This window comes from Hyphomonas sp. (genome assembly GCF_041398465.1).
GTDB lineage: Bacteria > Pseudomonadota > Alphaproteobacteria > Caulobacterales > Hyphomonadaceae > Hyphomonas.
Genome location: NZ_JAWKUS010000001.1, coordinates 320,835 through 342,218, shown reverse-complemented (window position 1 = coordinate 342,218; position 21,384 = coordinate 320,835). Strand labels below are relative to the sequence as shown.

At 57.9% G+C, this 21,384-nt stretch carries 19 protein-coding genes; 15 read left to right on the top strand and 4 right to left on the bottom strand.

Features of this window, described 5'->3' with window-relative positions:
• Window positions 1-22: 22 nt before the first annotated feature.
• The 11 genes from R3C98_RS01610 (at window position 23) to R3C98_RS01560 (ending at window position 12,000) form a co-directional block, all read left to right on the top strand.
• Window positions 23-871 carry a DNA -binding domain-containing protein gene (locus tag R3C98_RS01610; protein WP_371312371.1) on the top strand — a complete coding sequence of 283 codons (849 nt, stop codon included), beginning with the start codon at window positions 23-25 and terminating at the stop codon, window positions 869-871.
• Window positions 872-1,000: 129 nt separating this feature from the next.
• Complete coding sequence (locus tag R3C98_RS01605) at window positions 1,001-1,843, top strand: type IV toxin-antitoxin system AbiEi family antitoxin domain-containing protein (RefSeq protein WP_371312370.1); 843 nt, start codon at window positions 1,001-1,003, stop codon at window positions 1,841-1,843.
• Window positions 1,840-2,760, top strand: a complete 921-nt coding sequence (locus R3C98_RS01600; RefSeq protein WP_371312369.1) for a nucleotidyl transferase AbiEii/AbiGii toxin family protein — start codon at window positions 1,840-1,842, stop codon at window positions 2,758-2,760. The genes R3C98_RS01605 and R3C98_RS01600 overlap by 4 nt, the downstream gene beginning before the upstream one ends.
• Before the next feature lie 299 nt (window positions 2,761-3,059).
• Complete coding sequence (locus R3C98_RS01595) at window positions 3,060-3,626, top strand: antirestriction protein ArdA (RefSeq protein ID WP_371312368.1); 567 nt, start codon at window positions 3,060-3,062, stop codon at window positions 3,624-3,626.
• A 1-nt stretch (window position 3,627) separates the two neighbouring features.
• On the top strand, window positions 3,628-5,655 hold the full coding sequence (locus R3C98_RS01590; RefSeq protein ID WP_371312367.1) for a ParB/RepB/Spo0J family partition protein: 2,028 nt from the start codon (window positions 3,628-3,630) through the stop codon (window positions 5,653-5,655).
• 461 nt (window positions 5,656-6,116) lie between these two features.
• Window positions 6,117-6,440 carry a DUF736 domain-containing protein gene (locus tag R3C98_RS01585; protein ID WP_371312366.1) on the top strand — a complete coding sequence of 108 codons (324 nt, stop codon included), beginning with the start codon at window positions 6,117-6,119 and terminating at the stop codon, window positions 6,438-6,440.
• Between the two features lie 180 nt (window positions 6,441-6,620).
• On the top strand, window positions 6,621-6,863 hold the full coding sequence (locus tag R3C98_RS01580) for a helix-turn-helix domain-containing protein (protein WP_112062485.1): 243 nt from the start codon (window positions 6,621-6,623) through the stop codon (window positions 6,861-6,863).
• 2 nt (window positions 6,864-6,865) lie between these two features.
• Window positions 6,866-7,411: a S26 family signal peptidase gene (locus R3C98_RS01575; RefSeq protein WP_371312365.1), complete on the top strand. Its 546-nt coding sequence runs from the start codon at window positions 6,866-6,868 to the stop codon at window positions 7,409-7,411.
• Window positions 7,412-7,794: 383 nt separating this feature from the next.
• On the top strand, window positions 7,795-9,519 hold the full coding sequence (locus R3C98_RS01570; protein WP_371312364.1) for a DUF3363 domain-containing protein: 1,725 nt from the start codon (window positions 7,795-7,797) through the stop codon (window positions 9,517-9,519).
• Between the two features lie 114 nt (window positions 9,520-9,633).
• Window positions 9,634-11,601 carry a conjugal transfer protein TraG gene (locus tag R3C98_RS01565; protein ID WP_371313324.1) on the top strand — a complete coding sequence of 656 codons (1,968 nt, stop codon included), beginning with the start codon at window positions 9,634-9,636 and terminating at the stop codon, window positions 11,599-11,601.
• Between the two features lie 3 nt (window positions 11,602-11,604).
• Window positions 11,605-12,000 carry a ribbon-helix-helix protein, CopG family gene (locus R3C98_RS01560; RefSeq protein WP_371312363.1) on the top strand — a complete coding sequence of 132 codons (396 nt, stop codon included), beginning with the start codon at window positions 11,605-11,607 and terminating at the stop codon, window positions 11,998-12,000.
• A 47-nt stretch (window positions 12,001-12,047) separates the two neighbouring features.
• Here R3C98_RS01560 and R3C98_RS01555 read toward each other — a convergent pair whose 3' ends face one another.
• A complete protein-coding gene (locus tag R3C98_RS01555) occupies window positions 12,048-12,584 on the bottom strand; it encodes a GNAT family N-acetyltransferase (protein WP_371312362.1) in 537 nt (178 codons plus the stop codon).
• A 212-nt stretch (window positions 12,585-12,796) separates the two neighbouring features.
• Between R3C98_RS01555 and R3C98_RS01550 the strand changes: the two genes are divergently transcribed.
• Together R3C98_RS01550 and R3C98_RS01545 are read left to right on the top strand one after the other, a co-directional pair.
• Window positions 12,797-13,930: a ParB N-terminal domain-containing protein gene (locus R3C98_RS01550; RefSeq protein WP_371312361.1), complete on the top strand. Its 1,134-nt coding sequence runs from the start codon at window positions 12,797-12,799 to the stop codon at window positions 13,928-13,930.
• Window positions 13,931-13,940: 10 nt separating this feature from the next.
• Entirely contained in the window at window positions 13,941-14,942 is a 1,002-nt protein-coding gene (locus tag R3C98_RS01545; RefSeq protein ID WP_371312360.1) for a hypothetical protein, read from the top strand.
• 14 nt (window positions 14,943-14,956) lie between these two features.
• Here the strand turns inward: R3C98_RS01545 and R3C98_RS01540 are convergent, their stop codons facing one another.
• The 3 genes from R3C98_RS01540 to R3C98_RS01530 all read right to left on the bottom strand — a co-directional run bounded on the left by R3C98_RS01540 (window position 14,957) and on the right by R3C98_RS01530 (window position 18,494).
• Complete coding sequence (locus R3C98_RS01540) at window positions 14,957-15,943, bottom strand: DNA adenine methylase (RefSeq protein WP_371312359.1); 987 nt, start codon at window positions 15,941-15,943, stop codon at window positions 14,957-14,959.
• A complete protein-coding gene (locus tag R3C98_RS01535; protein ID WP_371312358.1) occupies window positions 15,940-17,322 on the bottom strand; it encodes a hypothetical protein in 1,383 nt (460 codons plus the stop codon). The genes R3C98_RS01540 and R3C98_RS01535 overlap by 4 nt, the downstream gene beginning before the upstream one ends.
• A 230-nt stretch (window positions 17,323-17,552) precedes the next feature.
• A complete protein-coding gene (locus R3C98_RS01530; protein ID WP_371312357.1) occupies window positions 17,553-18,494 on the bottom strand; it encodes a site-specific integrase in 942 nt (313 codons plus the stop codon).
• Between the two features lie 227 nt (window positions 18,495-18,721).
• Between R3C98_RS01530 and dusA the strand changes: the two genes are divergently transcribed.
• The gene (dusA, locus tag R3C98_RS01525) at window positions 18,722-19,705 is read left to right on the top strand and encodes a tRNA dihydrouridine(20/20a) synthase DusA (RefSeq protein WP_371312356.1); all 984 of its coding nucleotides are present in this window, start codon (window positions 18,722-18,724) and stop codon (window positions 19,703-19,705) included.
• Between the two features lie 69 nt (window positions 19,706-19,774).
• Window positions 19,775-21,322, top strand: coding sequence for a YifB family Mg chelatase-like AAA ATPase (locus R3C98_RS01520; protein WP_371312355.1), 1,548 nt, complete (start codon window positions 19,775-19,777; stop codon window positions 21,320-21,322).
• Window positions 21,323-21,384 lie beyond the last annotated feature (62 nt).

Sequence of the window (21,384 nt, the reverse complement as noted above, 5' to 3'; positions counted from 1 at the left end):
CCCGGAATATTGGGAGGCGATAATGAAGACCTATACTCTGAATTCCGATGGCGTGCTCAAACGCTATGACTATCTCTGGCGCCTATCGTCCGATCGCTGGGCCTGGGAATACCTCCGGCGCAATCAGGACTTCTGCCGCGACGCCGAGTGCCGAAGCGAAGATGATGTGTCCGAACGCATGGCGCCGTGCGCGCCTATCCGGCTATTGCGGTCACGAGTACCCCAGACGCTGGCGGAACGCTGGGGACTCATGATGATGCCGGATCCTCAGCAGAATGGTTTTGACGCGGATGTTTTCTGGAGCCGGGTCGCTCATCCTGATCAGGTTGAGGTCCATTGCAGCCCGCGAAACGAGGAAGAATCCTGTGGTATCTGGGATCGCACAGTCCCGGTCTGCAGGATCACGCATATGACCGACCAGCAGGGCAGGGAATTCCTGCTGCTGCGTGGCAATGGGTGTGTTGTGCAGGTTCGTTGCAGTGGGCTTTCGCTTCTCGGCATGGAAAAGATCCGGATGAAGCTCACCATCTCCGACATGGATGCCTATGAGCGGAAGCTCAAAGCTCAGCGGGACGCGTTGGAAGTTTGGGGGCAGGACTATGACCAGCAAACGCCACTCTGGACCAAGCGTACCCAGATCCTTCGGGACGGGCTTATTGCGCTTGATTGCCTAGAACTCGGCATGAGCCGGCGCGAAATTGCGACCGTGTTGTACGGCAAGGAGACGGTCGAGTCTGACTGGTTCGACGATCGGGGCTCTATGAGGGATGCCCTGAAATATCTGGTCAGCAAGGCCGAAGGACTTCGCGATGGGGGATACCTGGTAGAGCTGCTGGGCGGGCGCCTTGGTCCTTATCAGACGGCAGCTTAGGCTTGGTACTTTGACCGTGTTCAGTCGTTTGCGTTAGTTTAGAAATAAGTGAAAATAGTCACCAAAGGTGACTTTATTCTATTTTTTCCAAACTTGACAAAAGTTTGAAAAAGTGCAATTTTGCTCACCATGAGTGAGCAAAATACAGCAAAGTTAAACCAACTGATGAATTGGTTGCTGGATGGAGTCGTTGTGGATGCAGCGACTCTGGAAGAGCGAGGGTATGCCTCCAACCTTCGCACAAAATACCTTCAATCGCATTGGCTGTCTTCGCCGGCACGCGGCGTTTTCAAACGCCCGGGCTCCAAGCTCACCTGGCAGTCCGTCGTCTATTCCCTTCAAACCCTGATGTCGAAGGATGTGCTTGTGGGTGGCCGCACTGCGCTCGAACTCAAAGGATATACCCACTATCTCGAGTTTAGTGGCGAGAGGACAATTAGACTCTATGCCGACACTGCCTTGCCGGCATGGCTGTCCAAGCTACCGGAACTGGGCGTTAGGTTCGAGGCGCGCCGGCCGGATCGGTTGTTTGGATCCGGAAACATAAAAGCTGTCTGCCTCGCCTATCGGACCGCCTCGAAAATGGGCGCTGCCTCTCTTGATGTCGAAGCCTTTGAGTGGGGACGCCCCGGCCAGGCAATCCTCATATCGACCCTTGAACGCGCCGTGCTCGAATTGCTTGAAACCCTTCCGGATCGAGACAGCTTCCATCAGGTCGATCTTGTCTTTGAGGGGTTGAGTTCGCTGCGGCCCCGCAAGATGCAGGCGCTGCTTGAACGATGCAGGAGCATAAAGACAAAGCGTCTCTTCTTTTTCTATGCGCGCCGGCACCAGCATGGCTGGTTCAAATACCTCGATGAAGCCGCTGTCGATCTGGGACACGGCAAGCGATCCATTGTGCCCGGCGGCACGCTCGACCCTCACTACCTTATCACGGTGCCCTCTGAACTAACGGGGCAGGGCGCTCGATGACCGACAGGGCGACTTATGAGGGGCAGGTGGCCTTGCTGGTCCGCGTCCTGCCGATTGTGGCTGAAGAAGCTTGCTTTGCCCTGAAAGGCGGAACAGCAATCAATCTCTTCTACCGGGACATGCCGCGCCTTTCGGTCGACATCGATCTTGTCTACGTACCGTTCAAGCCGCGGGCTGAGAGCCATCAGGAAATCGATGAAGCTCTCGGTCGAATTGCCGATGCCATTGAACGAAGAATAGCAGGAGCTCAGTGTCAGCGCATCCAGGGGGGAGGTCATCTCGAAACCCGGATGATTGTTACGCTGGATAACATCAGTATCAAGATTGAAGTCAATCCCAACATGCGGGGGCTGCTCGTCGCTCCGGGACTGAAGCCGGTCAGCGAAACTGTCGAGGATCGATTCGGATTTGCGGAAGCGAATCTTGCTGCATTTGAGGAAGTATATGCCGGCAAGCTCGTCGCCGCGCTGGATCGGCAGCACCCGCGGGATCTGTTCGACATCCTGCTTCTCAAGGAAGGTGACGGCATCAGCGACGATCTCTTTTCGGCCTTCCTGATCTATCTGTCCTGCTCGCCGCGGCCGATGCACGAATTACTGTCTCCGAATTTGAGGAACCTGGAAGAGCCGTTCGAGCGCGAATTTGCAGGCATGACAGCCGAGCCGGTGGAATTGGTCATACTGGAAGAGGCAAGGGCCTGGCTGATTGGCGAACTTCAGTCCCGTCTGACCGGCAATGCCGCGACCTATCTTCGAGGCCTACATAACGCAAAGCCTGATGTCGCACTTATCGGAAGACCAGTCGCTGCTAACTTTCCGGCTATCGCCTGGAAACTGCAGAACATCGAGACCCTGAAGCGCGACAATCCTGATCGGCACCGCGAAGTCGGGCAATTTCTGGAAGCGCTGTTGCACTGAGCTTCCGACACAGGTCTTCAAAGGCGGCTTGCATGCGCTTCCGGTGAGGGGAGGGGGCAGACCAGCATAGCCCGGTCTCCTCATGCGTGTGTGCCTCCGGTCAGTCGGGTGTGGGCGGACGGCACGTCTGGCCGGGCGCGCAGCCCGCGCAAGGCGCCGGTTCTGAATAGTCCTCAGCGTCTCCAGGCTTCCTACCTTTCCGCCTTGCGCGTGCCGCTTGTCCGCCCGGCCTGCCGGCCTTTTTCGCCGCCCACCCCCGCCTGTCGCGGGCAGGACGCGGCAGGAGAAGGAGACCCGACATGCCCTGCGAACCCGCAACCCCTGCGCCCCTTGGAACAGCTACCGCACTGCCGCCTGAAGACCGCCCCCGCATCTACGTGGCCTGCCTCGCCGCTTACAATAACGGCTGCCTACATGGCCGCTGGATTGATGCGACGACGCCGGATGAGATCATGGACGAGGTTCGCGCCGTGCTGGCGGACTCCCCGCTGCCCGGGGCCGAGGAATGGGCGATCCATGACTATGAGGGGTTCGAAGGTGCGAGCCTCTCGGAATACGCTTCGTTCGATACCGTGTGCGCGCTGGCGGAGTTCATCGGAGAGCATGGACGCCTTGGCGCGAAGGTCTATGGCTATTTCGGCAATGACCTCAGTGCAGCCGTGGCCGCGTTCGAAGACTATGCCGGGGCATACCGCTCCGCAGCCGACTTCGCCGAGGAACTGACTCGCGACACCTGCACCGAAATCCCGCCTTCGCTTGAGTATTACATCGACTGGCAAGCACTTGCCCGCGACATGGCGCTCAACGGCGAAATCCTCGTCTTCCAGACCGGCTTCGATGAAGTCCATATCTTCTGGACGCGGTGACATGAGCCGCGCCCTCTCGGAGAGCGAGCGGATTCTGGGTCCGCGCCCGGAGATGACGCTGGTCGTTGAGGACGACCGCGTTGTCGAAATCTGGGTCGCAGGCCGCGCACCGCGCATTGCGATCCGCGACTACGACTGGGGCCGGACAGACCCGGCCCCGGCCTTCGACCGCGAAGGCTTTCCCTATTCCGACATTCTCTGGAGCGGCCCGGCATGGGCGCTTGGCCTCTCCCTTTACCCGCCAGAAAAGGAGACCCCCATGGCACAGCCCGACCTTACCCATATCCCGCTCGACCAATTGAGTGTGTCGAAACTCAACATGCGGCATGGCCGCAAGAAACCGGACGTGTCCGACATCCTGCCGTCCATCCGCGAGAAGGGCATCCGCCAGACGCTGCTCGTGCGCCGCGAAGGCGATGGCTTCGGCGTCATCGCAGGCCGCCGCCGCTACTTCGCCCTGCTCGAAATCGCCAAGGAAACTGGCACCAATCCGCTCGTGCCGTGCGCAGTAATGCCTGAGAAAGATGCGGCCTCCGCCATCGAGGCTTCGATCATCGAAAACGTCGCCCGCCTGCCTGCCACCGAGATGGAACAGTATGTTGCGTTCAAAAAGCTCGCGGATGAGGGCAAGCCACCGGTTGACATCGCAACCTTCTTTGGCGTGACCGAGCTTCTGGTGCGCCGTGTCCTCGCCCTTGCGGGCCTCTCCGCACCGATCCGCAAACTCTACGCCGAGGATGAAATCGACCGCGAGACCATCCGCGCGCTGACGCTGGCCACGCCTGCCCAACAGGCCGAGTGGCTGAAACTCTGGAACAGCGAAACCGAGCGCGCACCGTTCGGACGCGCCTGCAAGGCGTGGGTCACTGGTGGCAGCACCATTACCACCGACAAGGCCTTGTTCGATCTTGATCAGCATGAAGGTGCGGTCATCGCAGACCTGTTCGGGGAACGCGCCATCTTTGCGGACGCCGAGGTTTTCTGGAAGGCTCAGGCAGCGGAAGTGTCAGCCCGGATCGAGCAATACCTGGCCCGTGGTTGGGTCGATGTGGCCTGCCTTGAGCGGGGGACGTATTTTCAGCGCTGGGAGTACGTCCAGACCACCAAGAAGAAGGGCGGCAAAGTCTATGTTGAGCAGCGCCATGACGGCACAGTGACCTTCCATGAGGGGTGGCTCAAAGCCTCCGACGTCCGCCGCGCGAAGCGTCAGAGCGTAGATGGAGCCGCCTCAGCACCAGCTGACACCAAGCCCGAAATGTCCGGCCCGATGGCGGACTATATCGGTCTTCACCGGCATGGCGCTGCCGCCGCCAGCCTGCTGGTTGCGCCCGCCATTTCCCTTCGCCTGATGGTGGCCCATGCGATCACCGGATCGTCGCTCTGGAACGTCCGCCCGCATGACTGCGGCGCGCGAAAGAACGAGACGCATGAGAGTGTGGCGACGTCCGTTGCACGGGCCGAAATCGACGCTGTGTCGGAACAGGTAGACGCTCTGTTCAGTGCGCTCGGCGCGATGCGTCCGCGCGCCAATGGCGATGCCTATTCACTCTGCGAAACCTTCTCCGCCCTGCTGGCCATGTCGGACGAGGAAGTCATGCAAGTACTTGCGCTGACGATGGCCGAAACTCTCGAAGCGGGCGGGCCGGTGGTCGAGGCTGTGTTGCATGTCTGTGGGACCGATCTCGGTTCCTGCTGGTCACCGGACGAGGCCTTCTTCGACCTGCTCCGAGACAAGCGGGCGATCAATGCGATGGTCGCGGACATTGCTTCCCCGAGTGTGGCGGAGAGTGTCGCCAAGGAGAGCGGCAAGGTCCAGAAGGCACTGATCCGGAACCGGATCGAAGGCGTGGACTGCACCACAAATCCCGGCTGGCGTCCCGGCTGGATGCAGGTGCCGCCGACCCGCCTTGTCGAAAATGCGGGGTGCGCCACAGTCGAGACTTGGGAACGGATTGCGGGCCTGTTCGAGGGTGAAGACGTAGACACGTCCCAGCCCGCTGCAGAGCCTTGCGAAAACGCCGCTGTCTGAGGTTTGTCTCCTCCCCTCCGGCAGTTTGCGAGCCGCCCGGTGCCTGGCATCGGGCGGCTTTTCACATTCGGGTTCAGCAATGCAGACGGCGGTGCAATTGCGGTTCGTCATGGCAAAAATGCCTGCCGAAAAATCGCCCGTCTCAGGGTCTCGGTGGACATTTCGAAGCGCATGCTGGATGAGGTTCCTCCCTTCCATCGGCAGCGGTTTTCGGACCCCTTGTTCCCGTCTCTTGCCGTATGACCTGGACGCGCTGACCCGGCCCTGAAACCAGACAAACGAAGAATTTTCCCCGCCGCTACGCGGCTTCCTCGCGCAGCAAAATTCCCCGCTCGTCCGGTGCTCCGCTTTGCTGCGCCCGCATGCGGTTCAGGCCCGGCTCAGCGCGTCCTTTCGGTCCGGCGTCGACGGGGACAAGGGGTCCCCGGAGACAAGCCAAAGGAACGAAAAGGAGAACCCCAATGGCAAACGCACTCGGATATGTCAGCGAGACCAAGGCCGGTTTCGAAGGCACTCTCGCCATGATGAACTTGAACACCGCCATCCGTATCGAGAAGAATGGCGAGAAAGCCGCAGAAGGCCAGCCGGATTTCCGCATCTTCGCCGGAGAAACCTCGACCGAAATTGGCGGCGGCTGGATGCGCAAGGCGAAGTCTTCGGGACGCGAATACGTCTCTCTGACCCTCGCCGACCCGCAGATCGGTCCCCGCCGGATCTACGCGAACCTCGCCCCGATCAAGGGTAAGAAAGGCCGCCACGTGATCCTCTGGAACCCGAAAGACTGACGGTTCCAAGCCCCCCTTCGATCCGCCCCGGAGCAAGCCTCCGGGGCGGCTTTCGGCATGTCAGAAGCATGGTGAACAGGGGAGGGGAAAAATCCGGGCCACGCATTTTTCCTCTCAAATCCTGCGCAGGATCGCGCAGTCTCATCGCATCGCACAGATATCAGTGAAAGGAGCACAACAATGAGCGATGCAGATACAACGGCGCCTCAGGCGGCGAACGACAACGACCTCTTCAACGTGGTGGAGGCAGCGAACTTTCTCCGCCTCAAACGTTCGACGCTTGACCACTATCGCTGTGAAGGTAGGGGCCCGATCTATCGAAAGCATGGCGCGCGCGTCTTCTACACGCGTGCCAGTCTGATGGCATGGTCCGAGCGCCAGATGTTCTCGTCCACGTCTACTCGCGTCGAGAAAAAGAAGTGAAGGTGCACTGGGTTTCCGCAACGGCCGCCGGAATTCTGGCGGCCGTTGCAGGACTGGTATTTGATCCGGGTACCCGTCTCTTCTGGAACCGGACAGGCAGCGCGCCGATAGGGCTCTACGGGCTGAGCGATGACCCATTCACAAGAGGCGATTGGGTCATCGTCTCAGCCCGGAGCGGTGAAGCGGATTGGGCTGCTGCGCGCGGTTACGTCGGGAGGGACTGGCCCCTCATCAAGCGGATTGCCGGGCTTCCGGGCGATGAAATTTGCCGGGACGGTAGCGCTGTATTGGTGGAAGGAATCCATGTCGCGGAGGCTTTGGGTGCCGACACGCTGGGGCGTGCGATGCCGGTTTGGGAAGGCTGCCAGGTATTGGGAGGAGGCGAAGTTTTTCTGCTCAATCAACATCCGCGATCGGTTGATGGGCGTTATTTCGGACCGACTAAGGTCGGCGATCTCGGCGGGGTTCTTGTGCTCCTCTGGAGCCCGGATGGACGGACTGGGGACATGTCGGTGCAAGGCGATGCAGAGCGCAGCCAGGAATTCTGAGGCGGACCCGGTAGGGCAAGATAAAACACTTGGCGCCAGGCCCTGCCTAACACCCTGTCTGCACATCGATTTTCAGGCGCCCTTTGCGCGGTTTCGAGACGCTCGGCGAACGGACGTAGTCCCCCGTATTTATTGGAGATTGTGGGGGCGCCAGGTAGTAGGAGGCGGTCTTGCCAGTGGATGATGACTTCACCCCACATCTGGGCCGCATCAGGGATCGTGGACAGGCAGGTGGTCAGCGGCTTTCCAAGCGCTTGCGAAATGCTGCTGCGAGGCTTGCCCCGAAGGGTAAGGCAAGCCGCTATTCGGGGCGCAGTCTGGGCCGGGGATCGGCTACGGCGAGGCAGCTGGAATTTCAGCGCAGTAGAATAGCTGCGTTCCGCATGCGGCGGGTCGTTGTCAAATTCCACATATCGCGCGCCGGACGGTTGGCCGGAAATGGATCCTTCCGTGCGCATCTTCACTACATACAGCGTGATGGCGTTGAGCGGGACGGAAAAGGCGGTGAGCTTTACGGGCGTGAGGGTGAGACACCGAGCGCCCCAGACTTTCTCGAACGCAGCGAAGATGACCGGCACCAGTTCCGCATCATCGTCTCACCCGAAGACGGGGTGGCACTCGGTGATCTGCGCGAGCACACACGGGCACTGATGACCCAAATGGAACGCGATCTCGGCGCGCGCCTCGACTGGGTTGCCGTGGATCACCACAATACCGGCCACCCTCACACGCATATTGTCGTTCGCGGAAGGGATGTGCGGGGCAAGGATCTCATCATTGCACCGGATTATCTGAAATCCGGTCTCCGGCAGCGCGCTTCGGACCTGGTCACGGAAAGGCTGGGACCGCGGCGCGATCTTGAGATTGCAAGAGCTCGGCATTCAGAGGTTCAGCGGGACAGGCTGACGGCAATTGATCGGGCCATGTTGCGAGATGTTGAAGGGGGTGCACTGGCGATCAGTGGAACCGCTTCAAGTGAAGCCGATCGCTTTGATCGTAACCTTCGCCTTCAGCGGCTCAGCCATCTGGAGCAGCTGGGCCTGGCCACACAGATGGAGGATGGCCGCTGGCAGATGAAGCCAGACTGGGACAGGACGCTCGCGGATATGGGGCGCCGGAATGATGTGATCGCAACCTTGGCACATAGGTTCGGCCAGAAGGACGGTGTGGAACGGCTTACGAGCTTCGATCCGACTCGAACAGCTGGCGGCAAGCTCACAGGCACTGTTCTGGCGATATTTCCGGACGATGAGCTGCGTGATCGCCGATCGATTGTTGTGGAGGATTTTGATGGGCGACGACGGCTTGTCGATTTAGGGGAGGCGGAGCCGGGTTCCATTCCTCCTGAAGGGGTGGTGGTCGAGGTCGGGCTGCGCACAGCGAAAGCGAGGAGTTCGGACCGAGTAATCGCGAATATCGCCGAAGGCACGGGCGGGATTTATTCCGAGCGTCTACATGCGGAGGCTGATCCATCCTCCTCGGCCACGTTCCGGCAAGCTCATGTAAGACGCCTGGAAGCACTCCGGCGTGGAGGGTTGGTCGAACGGATTCAGGATGGGAGCTGGGCTATTCCGAATGACTATCTTGAGAAGGCGCTCGCGTTTGAAGCGGATCGGGCAGGGGGTGTCAGCCTGAAAACCCTGTCCTGGCTCACACTGGAAGAGCAGGTCACGCATCGGGGTGTGACCTGGCTGGATGAAGGACACGGGGACAAGGACGGAAGCCGGTTGCGGTCTGTTCGACAAGCCCGGATCGCGTGGCTGCGGGAACAGGGACTGTTGGCGCCGGATGCAAATACGCTCGATGCAGAAGCCCAGGGCCGGCTCAGGCAAAGCGAACATGCTGCAGTTGTCGCGCGAATTGCCAAACAGTCCGGGCGACAGAAATTGGAGCTTCAGACAGGTGACACGATCACAGGAAAATATGAGCGCGCAATCAATCTTGGTTCTGGGCGGGTTGCCGTCATCGGCAATGCGAAAGAATTTGCACTGGTCCCATGGCGGCCGGAGATCGAGCGTCATCGCGGACGCGAGCTGGTCGTCAAACGGACCGCCCAGGGCGTGTCATGGACGATCGGAATGAGCCGGCAGCGCGGCCTGTCTCGCTAGGCACTTGCATACCGTTGGATGAGACTGCCGAGCTTGCCATCGCGTCCGACTGTCGGAGGAGCCGGTGGCTGATCGAAGATGGCGATCTCTTCGTTCGACGCAAAGGACCTCGCCATGCGCCCCGGAAAAATCCTGCTCGGTCAAGTCCTCATTGTCTTCATCCTGATTGTTCTGACGATCTGGGGAGCGACGCAGTGGACGGCCTACATGTTCGGATACCAGCCGGCCCTTGGGCACCCTTGGTTTTTCGTACGCGACATGCCGGTCTACAAACCCTGGCGCCTGTTCCAGTGGTGGTATGCCTATGAGGCCTATGCGCCGGACGTGTTTGCACGCGCGGGCCTCATTGCTTCAAGCGGTGGACTGCTCGGCATCTTCGCTGCCGTCGTCGGTTCGGTGATCCGGAGCCGGGACGCCGCGAATGTTACGACCTATGGTTCGGCGCGCTGGGCTAAGCCGCATGAACTGAAGCGACATGGTCTGCTGGCAAGTGATGGCGTGTTTCTCGGCAAGGTCCGGCACGCCTATCTCCGCCATGACGGACCGGAACACGTCATGGCCTTTGCGCCCACCCGTTCAGGGAAGGGGGTGGGATTGGTTGTTCCGACCTTGTTGTCCTGGTCCGGCAGTGCCGTCATTCACGATATCAAGGGAGAGAATTGGGAACTGACATCCGGCTGGCGCTCGACTTTTTCGACCTGCATCCGGTTCGATCCGACCGATCGCCGTTCCCCGCGTTACAATCCGCTGCTTGAAGTCCGGCGCGGCGAGTGTGAAGTGCGGGATGTACAGAACATCGCCGACATTCTGGTCGATCCGGAAGGTTCGCTTGAACGCCGCAATCACTGGGAAAAGACCGGGCATTCGCTGCTCGTCGGCGTGATCCTGCATGTCCTCTACGCCGAGACGGACAAGACGTTGTCGGGGTGTGCGAAGTTCCTGTCCAATCCGGATCGGACCTTCACGGCAACGCTCACAAGAATGATGCGGACGAAGCATTTCACAGATGAGGCGGGAGAACGTTCCGTCCATCCCGTAGTGGCTGAAGCCGCGAGAGACCTCCTGAACAAGTCCGAAAATGAGCGCTCCGGCGTGCTGTCGACCGCGATGAGCTTCCTTGCGCTCTACCGTGACCCGGTCGTCGCTGCTGTGACGTCAGGCAGTGATTGGTGCCTCATGGATCTTGTGGACGCCGAAAGGCCAGCATCGCTTTACCTCGCCTGTCCGCCCTCGGACATGTCGCGGACGAAACCTCTGATGCGCTTGGTCCTCAATCAGATCGGGCGGCGCCTGACAGAGAAATTGCCGGAACCGAACCGGCGGAAGCTGCTCATGATGCTAGACGAGTTTCCTGCACTCGGTCGCCTCGATTTCTTCGAGTCTGCGCTTGCGTTCATGGCAGGCTATGGCATCCGAGCCTATCTGATCGCGCAATCGCTCAACCAGATCGAAAAGGCCTACGGACCGAACAATTCGATCATGGACAATTGCCATGTCCGGGTCGCGTTCGCGACAAATGACGAGCGCACGGCCAAACGGATATCAGACGCACTCGGCACAAAGACGGAGCTCCGGTCCCAGAAGAACTATACCGGCCACCGGCTCGCCCCCTGGCTCAGCCACATGATGGTGTCCCGCCAGGAAACGCAGAGGCCGTTGCTGACGCCTGGAGAGGTCATGCAGCTGCCGGCGAGTGATGCGATTGTCATGGTGTCGGGCGCGCCGCCCGTTCAGGCCAGGAAACTGCGCTACTTCCAAGATCGGAACTTTACACGCCGGGTGTTGCCGGCGGCTGGTGTTGAAATTGCTTCGATGAATGGTGCGGACAACTGGTCTGGATTGCTTGAAGGGGGCACGCTGGCGTTCGCTGATAACGTTGTTCCAATGGATGCAGGTGAGGGTGGGCTTGAACTGGCGCCAGATTTTGTCGAGCCGTCTGAGAAAGCGAACCCTGATCTGGAACTTGATCCCGAGGTGTCTGATGAAGATGGTTCCGATCCATTCGAGGCACGTCATCTCGAAACCGTCCGCAGAGCGGCGGCGCTCGATCTGGCAGACCCTGATACCTTGCCGGATTTCTGAGCCATGCCGAAGCCACGGATCAATCTTCGCCTTGCGGCCGATATCTACGCCAGACTTGATGGGGCAACGCAAAGACCTGGTGCCACGAAGTCAGCAATCATCGAGCAGGCGCTTAGAGAGTACTTTGATCCTGAGGCAAAATCTGAGTTGGAGGACCGAATTCTGGCACGCTTGGATGCCTTTGATATTCGGCAGGGTGAAATCGAACGAGATGTCGGCTTTACGCTCGAGGCGCTTGGTCAGTTTGTTCTCTATTGGCTGACGCGGACAGATCCTCTTCCGGAAGGGGAGCGGGAAGCAGCGCATGCGCTTGGACAGCGACGCTTTGATTATTTTGTTGAGCAGGTAGTGCGAAAAGTTCGCTCAGAAGGTAGTTTAAGTGAGCGCGTGAATTATTGATACGCAGGCTGTTGCGAAAAGCACTTTAGCTTCACGCACTGCGTCGATCAGTTTTTCGCGTGTCGAACGAGTAGATGTAAATTGTAAGTGATTTGGGGCTCAGAGCTTTGCTGGCCAGCCCAGGACTGGCCGACGCGCTTAAAGCCAAACCTCGGCAAAATGTGTTCAAGCATGCCTACATTGCTGGTTGTTGCGAATAGTCCTTTGCCTCCAGATACTTCCACAACCTCACGGACTAAATCAGTCCCGAGCCCACGGCCTTCATGATCTTTTGCAACGGCGACGTAACCTAATTCGAATGGAAAATGTTGTTGTGGTAGGGGATATCCAGATTTTTGCGGTCTGCTGAGACCGCTCCGATAACTTTTTGACGGCACCTTCAATGCTGCAACTCCTGCAAGGCTTTCTCCAACAAAGCCAAAGATCAACAGTGCGCCTCTTCTTTCTATACCCGCCCGTACAAACTCTTCCTGAACGGCTTCACGTGATCGAACTAATTCTATGAAGCTTTCCTTTTCATCAGCCGAGGCTTGTTCGCTTGTATATCTTTGGAATCTCGCAGGCATGTTTTGTGGTGCTTTCATTTTGGTATTGCGGCATCTGGAATGCTGCCCTTCAAGAGCACGGGCAGGGGAGTTGCAAATTTGATTATCGTTGCCTCTCGTCATTGCCTCACGCAGCACAACCTAGGCTTGGTTGTCGATAAATCCGAACCTTTGATTGTCGTTGATCTACATCCAGTTCAATCTGGCACTTGCTGGTGAATCGTCTAATAGAGGGCTAAAGTGAGGGCGATATGCCAAAGCCAGTGAAAACACCGCTCGAACTGAACGAACCGACGCTTATTGAGCCAAACCAGTTACGGCTTGATAGCCAAAATCCTAGATTGATATTGTCCTCGCGAAAAACGCCTGGCGAAGATACGATTATTCAGCAGCTGCACCTTGAAGATGAACTGGATGAACTACTTTCATCTATAGCGGCCAATGGATATCTGGATTTCGAGCCTTTGGTCGTTCTCGATGAAGACCCAAGCGCGCCATACACCGTCCTCGAGGGAAATCGACGCTTAGCAGCAATTAGGCTTTTGACGGATCGAGAACGCGCGGAAACGCTTGGCATTAATGTTCCTGAGATGGACAAGCTACTGCGGACAACAATGGAGAAAGTCCGGGTTATCCGCGTAGAATCGCGCGCTGAAGCGAGAACATTTATTGCGTTTAAGCACATAAATGGTCCGCACCGCTGGAATTCATATGCGAAGGCTCAATACGCTGCGCGGTGGTTTAAAGAAACCAGAGATGACAATCCGGACGCGACACTTGATGCAATAGCTGACCGCATTGGTGATAAGCACGCAACGATTAAGCGCATGGTTGCTGCAATATTGGTGCTCGAGCAGGCAGACCGAAATGGCATCTTCACAGTAGATGACCGGTCAACAAAGCGCTTTCCATTCTCACACCTCTACACTGCGCTCTCCCGAAAAGAATACATGTCCTACCTGGGAATAGATGATAGCTGGAGCGCTTGGGTCCCCACAGAAGATCCTATCCCTCAGAATCGCCTAACTCGCCTCGAGGAGGTTTTGCACTGGATATTCGGATATAAACCCGACGGCTTAGACTCGATCATTTCCTCGCAGAATCCAGATATCAAGCGGCTCGGTGAAGTGTTAACCTCGACAGTCGCAATTGCGACCCTAAACGACCGGCGTGATCTTGAAATTGCATGGGAGCAAACGCGACCGGCGGATACCCGATTCTCGTCAGCTCTGATAACCGCGAGGCGAGCGATCAATGATGCAGTAAGCAGCGTTCATGCATTTGATGGTGCGGATCGCGGGCTGTTAGATGTCGCGTCCGAAATCAAGGAACAAGCCGACCTGTTACATGACCGCATGCGGAAGAAGTCCGAAGCAAAGGGCTAGGCAACGAATAATGTCGGCGGCTGTTTACATTCCTCATGACCTGTTAGCGGGGCCCTCTCCGGATGGAGCTCTCGCGGCAGATATTGCCGAATTGTCGGCATTCTTTGCTGACGATAAGCGGTTTTTACTTTCGGACCTGCGCAATGACATCGAAATAGGCGAAGACGAGTACGATGATGTCGATGCGCAAAACCGCGAAAGCGACCTTGTAATTGAGGCGGCCGCATCAGTTTTGACTGATCGCGAACACCTTGGTGGGGAGGGCTATCCATTTTCACTGGATTCGACGGGTGCTCGGCTGACATACACAGGCATCGAGAACTGGGGGCACAAATCCTACTTGATCTCACTCGTACTTTCGCATCTGTCGACCGTAACGGACGTACTTCGGCAAGTTGAACGCGCCCCGAATGCGGCGTCAGTCAGCAATTTGAGAAATTGGTTTCAACAGATGGCCGCTTCTGCGCTCGCAGCTGAATTGAGAGGGCAGGGCTGGGCGTTCGGTTGGCCCAGGCCGGATCAATCGGGTTTCCACACGAAGATGAACCAAGTGTGGCGCGCAATTGGTGATGGAACGCTTCACGATCCTCCGCCTGCTGATGCGCCAAAATCCGTCAAGGATTGTGAGATCGACGTGGTTGCGGCGCGACCGCATGATGATCGTATGCCTGGCTTTCAATTGGCAATGGCGCAGGTCGCTACGGGAGCAAATTGGAAAGATAAATCCGTTCGCACAATGGTGGACAATGCATTCTTCGAATTTTGGTTTTCGCGCCCTCCCGCCTCTCAGCGGACTGCGTACCACATTATTCCTTTCATCCTATCCAAACAGGATAGTTATTGGGAAACCCTGCGACTTGGTCACATCATGTCGCGTCTTCGACTGTGCCAGCTCGCCCATCTAGCCGAAGCACTTATTGCCAATAATGAGATCACCTCTGAAGGTACAGACGCGTTCGGTCACTTCAGCGAATGGGTGGAACAGTACCGAGGTGGCCAACACTGGGTGTGATAGCTGTAATGGGCCTACGCTGATTTTTTTTCATCTTTTGGCTTGGGCAAATCTGGGATGGTTCTATCATTCACTGGAATACCATCATCCCCCGTGTATCCCTCGCCACGATCCAGTTCGATCATTGTGGTATCAAGCTGGGGGACCTCCAGGCCCGCACTAAAAAACATTGCTTCACGTCCACGCAGCTTGTTCCTGGCGCTATAATTGATCGTGTACTGCATCCAGGAAGAAGGTTCATAAAGATCGTGAATCGGTCTGACGTCGTCGTAGGAAACGATCCATCGAGTTTTGTTTAGCGCCTGAACTGCTTTTGCAATGTCGGCATGATCGTCTGACCGATAATAGTCGTAGTAGAGGTGGCGACCTTTTTCGTAATATGGCGGATCCACATAAACTAGCGTCTTGTCTGAAAATGTGTCCGCTCTCGACGAAATGAATTCGACTGCATCCTCTTGGCATACTGTGATTTTAGATCCGTAGGCGGCAATCTTTGAGATCCGCTGTATCAGCTCGGCCTTGTTGTAGCGGGCGTCAATTTTCCATTTCCCTGTCTGATCGCGACCACCAATCACGCCCGCATTCAATATCCCGGACCTGTTCGTTCTGTTCAGGAAGAAGAATGCGAAGGCGACATCGATATCGTCTTGGTTATCAGCATCAGAGAATGTGGACTTGCATCGATCCCAGGTCGAGAGAGACACATCGGTGTCTTGGATCCGCTTGTTGAGATGTTCTGTTTCGTCAACGACGCAGCGCCAGAAAGCATAGACTGGACGGCTTATATCGTTGATTGTCACTCGCTTCACAACTCCAGTGAGGAGAAGCTCCCAAGCTATCGCAGCGCCGCCAGCAAAAGGCTCGATATAGTGCCCGTCGCTCAGTCCGTTCAGTCGGACAATATCGCGCATAAAGCGCGCAAGTTTGCCCTTCCCTCCGGGATACCTAAGGGGTGAATATCGCCCAGATATTGTTCGTCGATGAGTGCCTTCGTCGTTCATTCTGGCTCTCCGTATACAGCCTTAAAGAACGGCTCCGCATTATCCCACGCGCTTCGCAGCGTGTCAGCCGCAGGAACGCGATACGAGCTGTGAATGTAGTCGTTCAGAGATTGAATGGATGTTGGATCTGATTTCGTGGTCAACGCTGATGTCACTCCCCGAAGGTCGCTGGCCGATGCGAGTTTGTTTTTGATCAGATGTTGACGAACATCTTCAAAGCGAGTCGCAAGATCAAGATCCACGACGCGAGTCTTAATCATGCGTTTGAAGGGAAGGCCGTTCTCGGTCATGTAATGGTCGATTGTGTGCTCCAACACCGCACGCAACATGAACGCTGCCGCCATCGGCGTGTCATTTAGATTGACCCTGCCTGCTTCCTTGAACAACGCTTGTCCTTTGGGGGTGGGGGGCTGCGCGAAGGGATACTTCTTCGGCGCAAGGGACCGGCGCGGTGCGCGCGCTCTCGTCGTCTTCTGAGCGCTGCTCGATCCAGCCTTCTCGGCTTTTGTGCCGGGAGAGACCAAATTGGATTCGCTAAAGGCTTGCGGCGGCGTTTTGTCATCTGATTTGGGTTTTGAGGCAGTAGGCAGTGCCTCGAAATAGTCTCTGATGTCCGCTGCCTTGTTGTGGCTCCGTGAGTTCACATGCCCGTTTGCGATATCATCAAAGAGCGTCTTTAGAATATTGACGACGGTTTCGGGTTTTCTAGCAAAGTACGGACTTTTTACGCCATCCTTGTTCTTCACGCTCAGACCAAGCATGTCCTTGCCGGCTTTCGCATCGAGAAATCGTTCAAGCGTACTCGAGTTTTTCTCTACTGCAGCTCGGACGTTTTCCCATCTGGATTGGTCGAAGGCGCCGTTTCTACCAACAAAGTCGATGACGTCAAGGACGGTGCGATCACCTTCAAAGCGTTGAATCTCGAGAGGGCCCCATTCGATTCGCCCTTCTCCATCCTTTTGCCCAGTGTGTCGCCGCTCTATCCAAGAATTTGCGGTGGCGCGATCCTCAAAGGATATGCACCGTAAGGGTTCAACACGCGCCCGGTCAAAACCCTGCGCCAGTTTGTGAAGCCGCTTTTTCAGGTTGTCGTCTAGATTTGTCCCGTCAAGCAGATCGGGGTTGGCAAGAACGCTAATGGCGGCAAAGCGCCTATTGCCGTCGAGAACGATAAACTCATGGTCGTCCTCCTCAATAACGTAAAGCGCGTCTCCTGGATCCAGTCCGTTGTCGAGGATACTCTTCATTATGGTCTGAAAATGACGTGGATTGAGCGATACCAGTGCCTCTAGGGCTTCAGACTGGTTCGTAGCCTCGACGATCCGGGGGTTCTCCAGGTCGAGGTAGAGGTCATTTATGTTAAGTTGTATTTGTTCCATAAGTTCTCTGAAGAATTATGTGCCTGCTAAATGGTGGAGACCCGCTCTGAAATTCTGGATCGGAATCGTTAATTAAGGATTCATACTGCTGTGCGCGAGCCTATTACTCTAACAGCCTATGGCCCCTGAAGGTAAGAAGTGATGTTTGCCATGCCTTTGGAAAAGCCGCCGTTCTGCGCTTGGCGTCTGGGGGGAACCCCATGTCCAAGAAGTTGAATTGGTCGGGGCATCTAGGCTGAGTGGCTCATCGCAAGCGCAACAATCGAGTCCGCACTCAGGTGCGTATAGCGTTTCAGCATCTTCCAGTCCTTGTGCCCTGTGACCAGAGCGACCTGTTGAATTTTCAACCCTGCTTCGAAGAGCCTGCTTGTTCCTTCATGGCGTAGGTCGTGGAAGTGCAAGTCCTCAATCCCGAGGTCGACACAGGCACGCCTGAAAGCAGTTCCGATTGAACGCGGATTGTGCGGGAACACTCGGCCGGTTCTGTTGCTGGCCCGGCGTTGTTCATTGATGATCTCCCAGGCGTCATAGCCGGTGAGATCCACCAATGGCACTTTCTGGTGATTACCATCCTTTTGTCTGGGGTCCTTCCGATCACGGACCGTGACGATGCGGCGCCGCATGTCCACGTCGTCCCACTCGATTGAGCAGATCTCAGATTGGCGCATTGCCGTTGCGATGGCGAAGCGAACAATCCGGCTCATCGGAGCGCGATATCGCTCATTCGCGTCGAAGAACTTGAACAGGTCGTCGAGTTCCTCTTGCGAGGGTCGGCGATCCCGTTCCCGGCTTTTCCCGATCAGGCCGAGCCTATTGAGTGCGACACGCGCAAGATTGATTTCCTCGACAGGTGTATGGACGCCATGCACGGCCTTCGCATGCAGAAGAATTGTCTTCAGATAGGATATGTCCATTGCGATGGTCGGAGGTCCGGCGCCTTCATGAGATCGATTGCGCCCGAATTCGACAACGGTTTCGCGATCAATCTGATCGATGCGCATGTGGCCGATATCGAGTTTCAGCTTGTTGAGTGAGTAGGACTTAGATCGGCGCAGGGGCTTGCGGGATTCGTGCATGTCCGCGATGTGGAGGTCGACGAGATCAGAAAGCGTATTGAGATGTTTGGGACGGGCTTTGGAGACACTTTCGCCGCGGTCGATGCGGCGTTCCATGTCCACGGCCCATCCGTCCGCATCACGGCGACGCTTGAAGCTCTTCGAGACATACCGCCCGTTTCGCCGCACCTGGGCCCGCCAGCTCCCAGAGGGAAGTTTTACAATCGTCGCCATTTCGTGTGCGCTCCGTGTGCACAGACAGATCAAAACCGGTACAAGCGTGTGCAAATTGGTCCAAAAAAGTGCACACGTTCTTGTTTTAGCCCTTTGAAACTACTGAAAAAATGCAAATAAATCAAGCCTATAGATTTTCTGTTGCCCCTATGATGGACTGGACCGACCGGCACTGCCGGGCGTTCCACCGGTGCCTGTCGAAACGCGCCCTGCTGTGGACCGAAATGGTGACAGCGGATGCCGTGATTCATGGAGACCGCCAGCGCCTGATCGGCTTCGACGAGGCAGAACATCCCGTCGTGCTTCAACTCGGTGGGAGCGAACCGCAGAAGCTGGCCGAAGCGGCGCGCATCGCCGAAAGCTTCGGATATGACGAAGTGAACCTTAACTGCGGTTGCCCGTCAGAGCGTGTGCAATCAGGTGCGTTCGGTGCCTGCCTGATGGCGGAACCAGATCTTGTCGCTGACTGTGTGGCCGCGATGAAGGCAGCAGTGTCCATTCCGGTGACCGTGAAGTGCCGCATCGCCATCGACGACCTGCCAGCCCGCGAGACGCTCTTCACCTTCATCGAAAGAGTCTCCGCGGCCGGGTGTGAGATCTTCACGGTGCATGCCCGCAAGGCCTGGCTGAAAGGCCTGTCGCCGAAGGAGAACCGGGATATTCCGCCGCTCGACTATGACCTGGTCGCAGACCTGAAGGCAGCCCGGCCGGACCTTACGATCGTCCTGAATGGCGGGATCCCTGATATTGCAGCGTGTGCGGAACACCTGCAGCGTTTCGACGGTGTCATGCTCGGCCGCGCGGCCTATCAGACCCCGGCCATTCTTGGTGAGGTCGATGCGGTTCTGTTCGGGGAAGGGGAGGTCTGCTCGCCCTTCGACGCGGTGGAAGCCTACCGCCCTTACATGGCATCGCGACTGGAAGAGGGCGTCGGCCTGCACGGCATGACGCGTCACATGCTCGGCCTGTTCAATGGCCAGCCGGGCGCGCGCCTCTGGCGGCGCACCCTGTCGGAACGTGCGCCGCGGGCCGGTGCAGGACTGGAAGTCCTCGACGCAGCGCTGGAAGCGGTCAAAGACCGCGCGCCGGCCTGATCCCAATTTTGTTCTTTATTTGTTCGAGACCGCGTGTTAACCCTTTTCCCGCTGGAAGGGAAACGGGCGATGGTCTGCAGGGTCACCACATTTGCGTTTGAGGGCGTCGAGGCGCAGCCCGTCGATGTTCAGGTGCAACTCACGGGCGGAAATCCGAACTTTCACATTGTGGGCCTGCCGGACAAAGCAGTTGGCGAAAGCCGAGAGCGCGTACGCGCCGCCTTTGCGTCTTTGGGGCTCGCCCTGCCGCCCAAACGGGTGATCGTGAACCTCGCCCCGGCAGACTTGCCGAAAGAGGGTAGCCATTACGACCTGGCCATTGCACTTGCCATGCTGACGATCATGGGCGTGATCCCAGCAGATCAGCTGGAAGGCTACGCTGCGATTGGGGAGCTGTCCCTGGATGGTGGCTTGGGTGAGACGGTTGGCGTATTGCCAGCCGCCATGGCGGCCGAGTCGATGGATTTGCGCCTGATCTGTCCGGAAATCTGCGGTGCAGAGGCCGCGTGGGCTGGCGGCAGCGTGGTTGCTGCGCGCAGCCTGATCGCATTGATCAATCATTTCACCGGGCGTGAAGCGATCGGTTCCCCGAAGGCCGGTTTGCTGGCTGAGCCGCCGCCCGGCCCGGATCTGCGCGACGTGAAAGGGCAGGAGGGTGCCAAGCGCGTTCTGGAGATTGCCGCGGCGGGTGGGCACAACCTCCTGTTCTGCGGTCCGCCAGGATCGGGCAAATCCATGCTCGCCCAGCGACTGCCGGGCCTCTTGCCGCCGCTCAGCGCCCGGGAACTGCTCGAGGTTTCGCAGATCCAGTCGATCTCGGGCCTGCTGGAACGGGGGCGCCTTTCGCGCACCCGGCCGTTCCGGGCGCCACACCATTCGGCGTCCATGGCGGCGCTGGTTGGCGGTGGGATCAAGGCGAAGCCGGGAGAAGTCTCGCTCGCCCATCACGGGGTGCTCTTCCTGGACGAGCTGCCGGAATTTCCCTCCCACGTATTGGACAGCCTGCGCCAGCCGTTGGAGGCAGGGGAGGCGGTTGTTGCCCGGGCCAACCGGCATGTCCGCTATCCGGCGCGGTTCCAGTTGATCGCGGCGATGAACCCCTGCCGCTGTGGTGGCGGGCCGGGCGCGGCAGCCTGCACGCGTGGACCGAAATGCGCCCAGCAGTACCAATCCCGACTGTCCGGTCCCTTCCTGGACAGGATAGATCTCTACTATGACACCCCGCCCGTCACGGCTGTGGACCTCGCCCTTCCGCCGCCTGCGGAAGGCACTGCTGAAGCGCGTGCCCGGGTCGCGACGGCTCGGGATATTCAGGCCGACCGGTTCGGGGAGAGCGGCGACGACACGCGCCGTCCGGTCAATGCGGATGCGCCGCTGCCGGAGCTGGAGCAGGTCGCCCGGCCGGATGAGCCCGGTGCCGCCTTGCTGGCCGATGCCGCGGGCCGCCTGAACCTGACGGCGCGGGGCTATTCCCGGGTCCTGAAAGTGGCCCGGACGATTGCAGACCTTGATGGATCTGACAGTGTACGCCGCGTTCACATCGCCGAGGCGCTTTCTTACCGCCAGCGTCCGGCCGGGCAGGGGGAAGGCGTCAATGCGCAGGCCATGGCCCGTTAGGAAAACGTCCTCGAAACACGCCGGGGATTTAAACAAATCCTAAAGCGTCTGTTGCAGGATGT

Excerpts from the sequence above, each read along its gene's own strand:
- R3C98_RS01610 (WP_371312371.1), top strand. The coding sequence starts at position 23 with ATGAAGACCTATACTCTGAATTCCGATGGCGTGCTCAAACGCTATGAC.
- R3C98_RS01555 (WP_371312362.1), bottom strand. The coding sequence starts at position 12,584 with ATGAAAGCACCACAAAACATGCCTGCGAGATTCCAAAGATATACAAGC.
- R3C98_RS01550 (WP_371312361.1), top strand. The coding sequence starts at position 12,797 with ATGCCAAAGCCAGTGAAAACACCGCTCGAACTGAACGAACCGACGCTT.
- R3C98_RS01580 (WP_112062485.1), top strand. The coding sequence starts at position 6,621 with ATGAGCGATGCAGATACAACGGCGCCTCAGGCGGCGAACGACAACGAC.
- R3C98_RS01565 (WP_371313324.1), top strand. The coding sequence starts at position 9,634 with ATGCGCCCCGGAAAAATCCTGCTCGGTCAAGTCCTCATTGTCTTCATC.
- R3C98_RS01545 (WP_371312360.1), top strand. The coding sequence starts at position 13,941 with ATGTCGGCGGCTGTTTACATTCCTCATGACCTGTTAGCGGGGCCCTCT.
- R3C98_RS01605 (WP_371312370.1), top strand. The coding sequence starts at position 1,001 with ATGAGTGAGCAAAATACAGCAAAGTTAAACCAACTGATGAATTGGTTG.
- R3C98_RS01530 (WP_371312357.1), bottom strand. The coding sequence starts at position 18,494 with ATGGAACGCCGCATCGACCGCGGCGAAAGTGTCTCCAAAGCCCGTCCC.
- R3C98_RS01560 (WP_371312363.1), top strand. The coding sequence starts at position 11,605 with ATGCCGAAGCCACGGATCAATCTTCGCCTTGCGGCCGATATCTACGCC.
- R3C98_RS01535 (WP_371312358.1), bottom strand. The coding sequence starts at position 17,322 with ATGGAACAAATACAACTTAACATAAATGACCTCTACCTCGACCTGGAG.
- R3C98_RS01585 (WP_371312366.1), top strand. The coding sequence starts at position 6,117 with ATGGCAAACGCACTCGGATATGTCAGCGAGACCAAGGCCGGTTTCGAA.
- R3C98_RS01570 (WP_371312364.1), top strand. The coding sequence starts at position 7,795 with ATGCGGCGGGTCGTTGTCAAATTCCACATATCGCGCGCCGGACGGTTG.
- R3C98_RS01595 (WP_371312368.1), top strand. The coding sequence starts at position 3,060 with ATGCCCTGCGAACCCGCAACCCCTGCGCCCCTTGGAACAGCTACCGCA.
- dusA (WP_371312356.1), top strand. The coding sequence starts at position 18,722 with ATGCAAATAAATCAAGCCTATAGATTTTCTGTTGCCCCTATGATGGAC.
- R3C98_RS01520 (WP_371312355.1), top strand. The coding sequence starts at position 19,775 with ATGGTCTGCAGGGTCACCACATTTGCGTTTGAGGGCGTCGAGGCGCAG.
- R3C98_RS01540 (WP_371312359.1), bottom strand. The coding sequence starts at position 15,943 with ATGAACGACGAAGGCACTCATCGACGAACAATATCTGGGCGATATTCA.
- R3C98_RS01590 (WP_371312367.1), top strand. The coding sequence starts at position 3,628 with ATGAGCCGCGCCCTCTCGGAGAGCGAGCGGATTCTGGGTCCGCGCCCG.
- R3C98_RS01600 (WP_371312369.1), top strand. The coding sequence starts at position 1,840 with ATGACCGACAGGGCGACTTATGAGGGGCAGGTGGCCTTGCTGGTCCGC.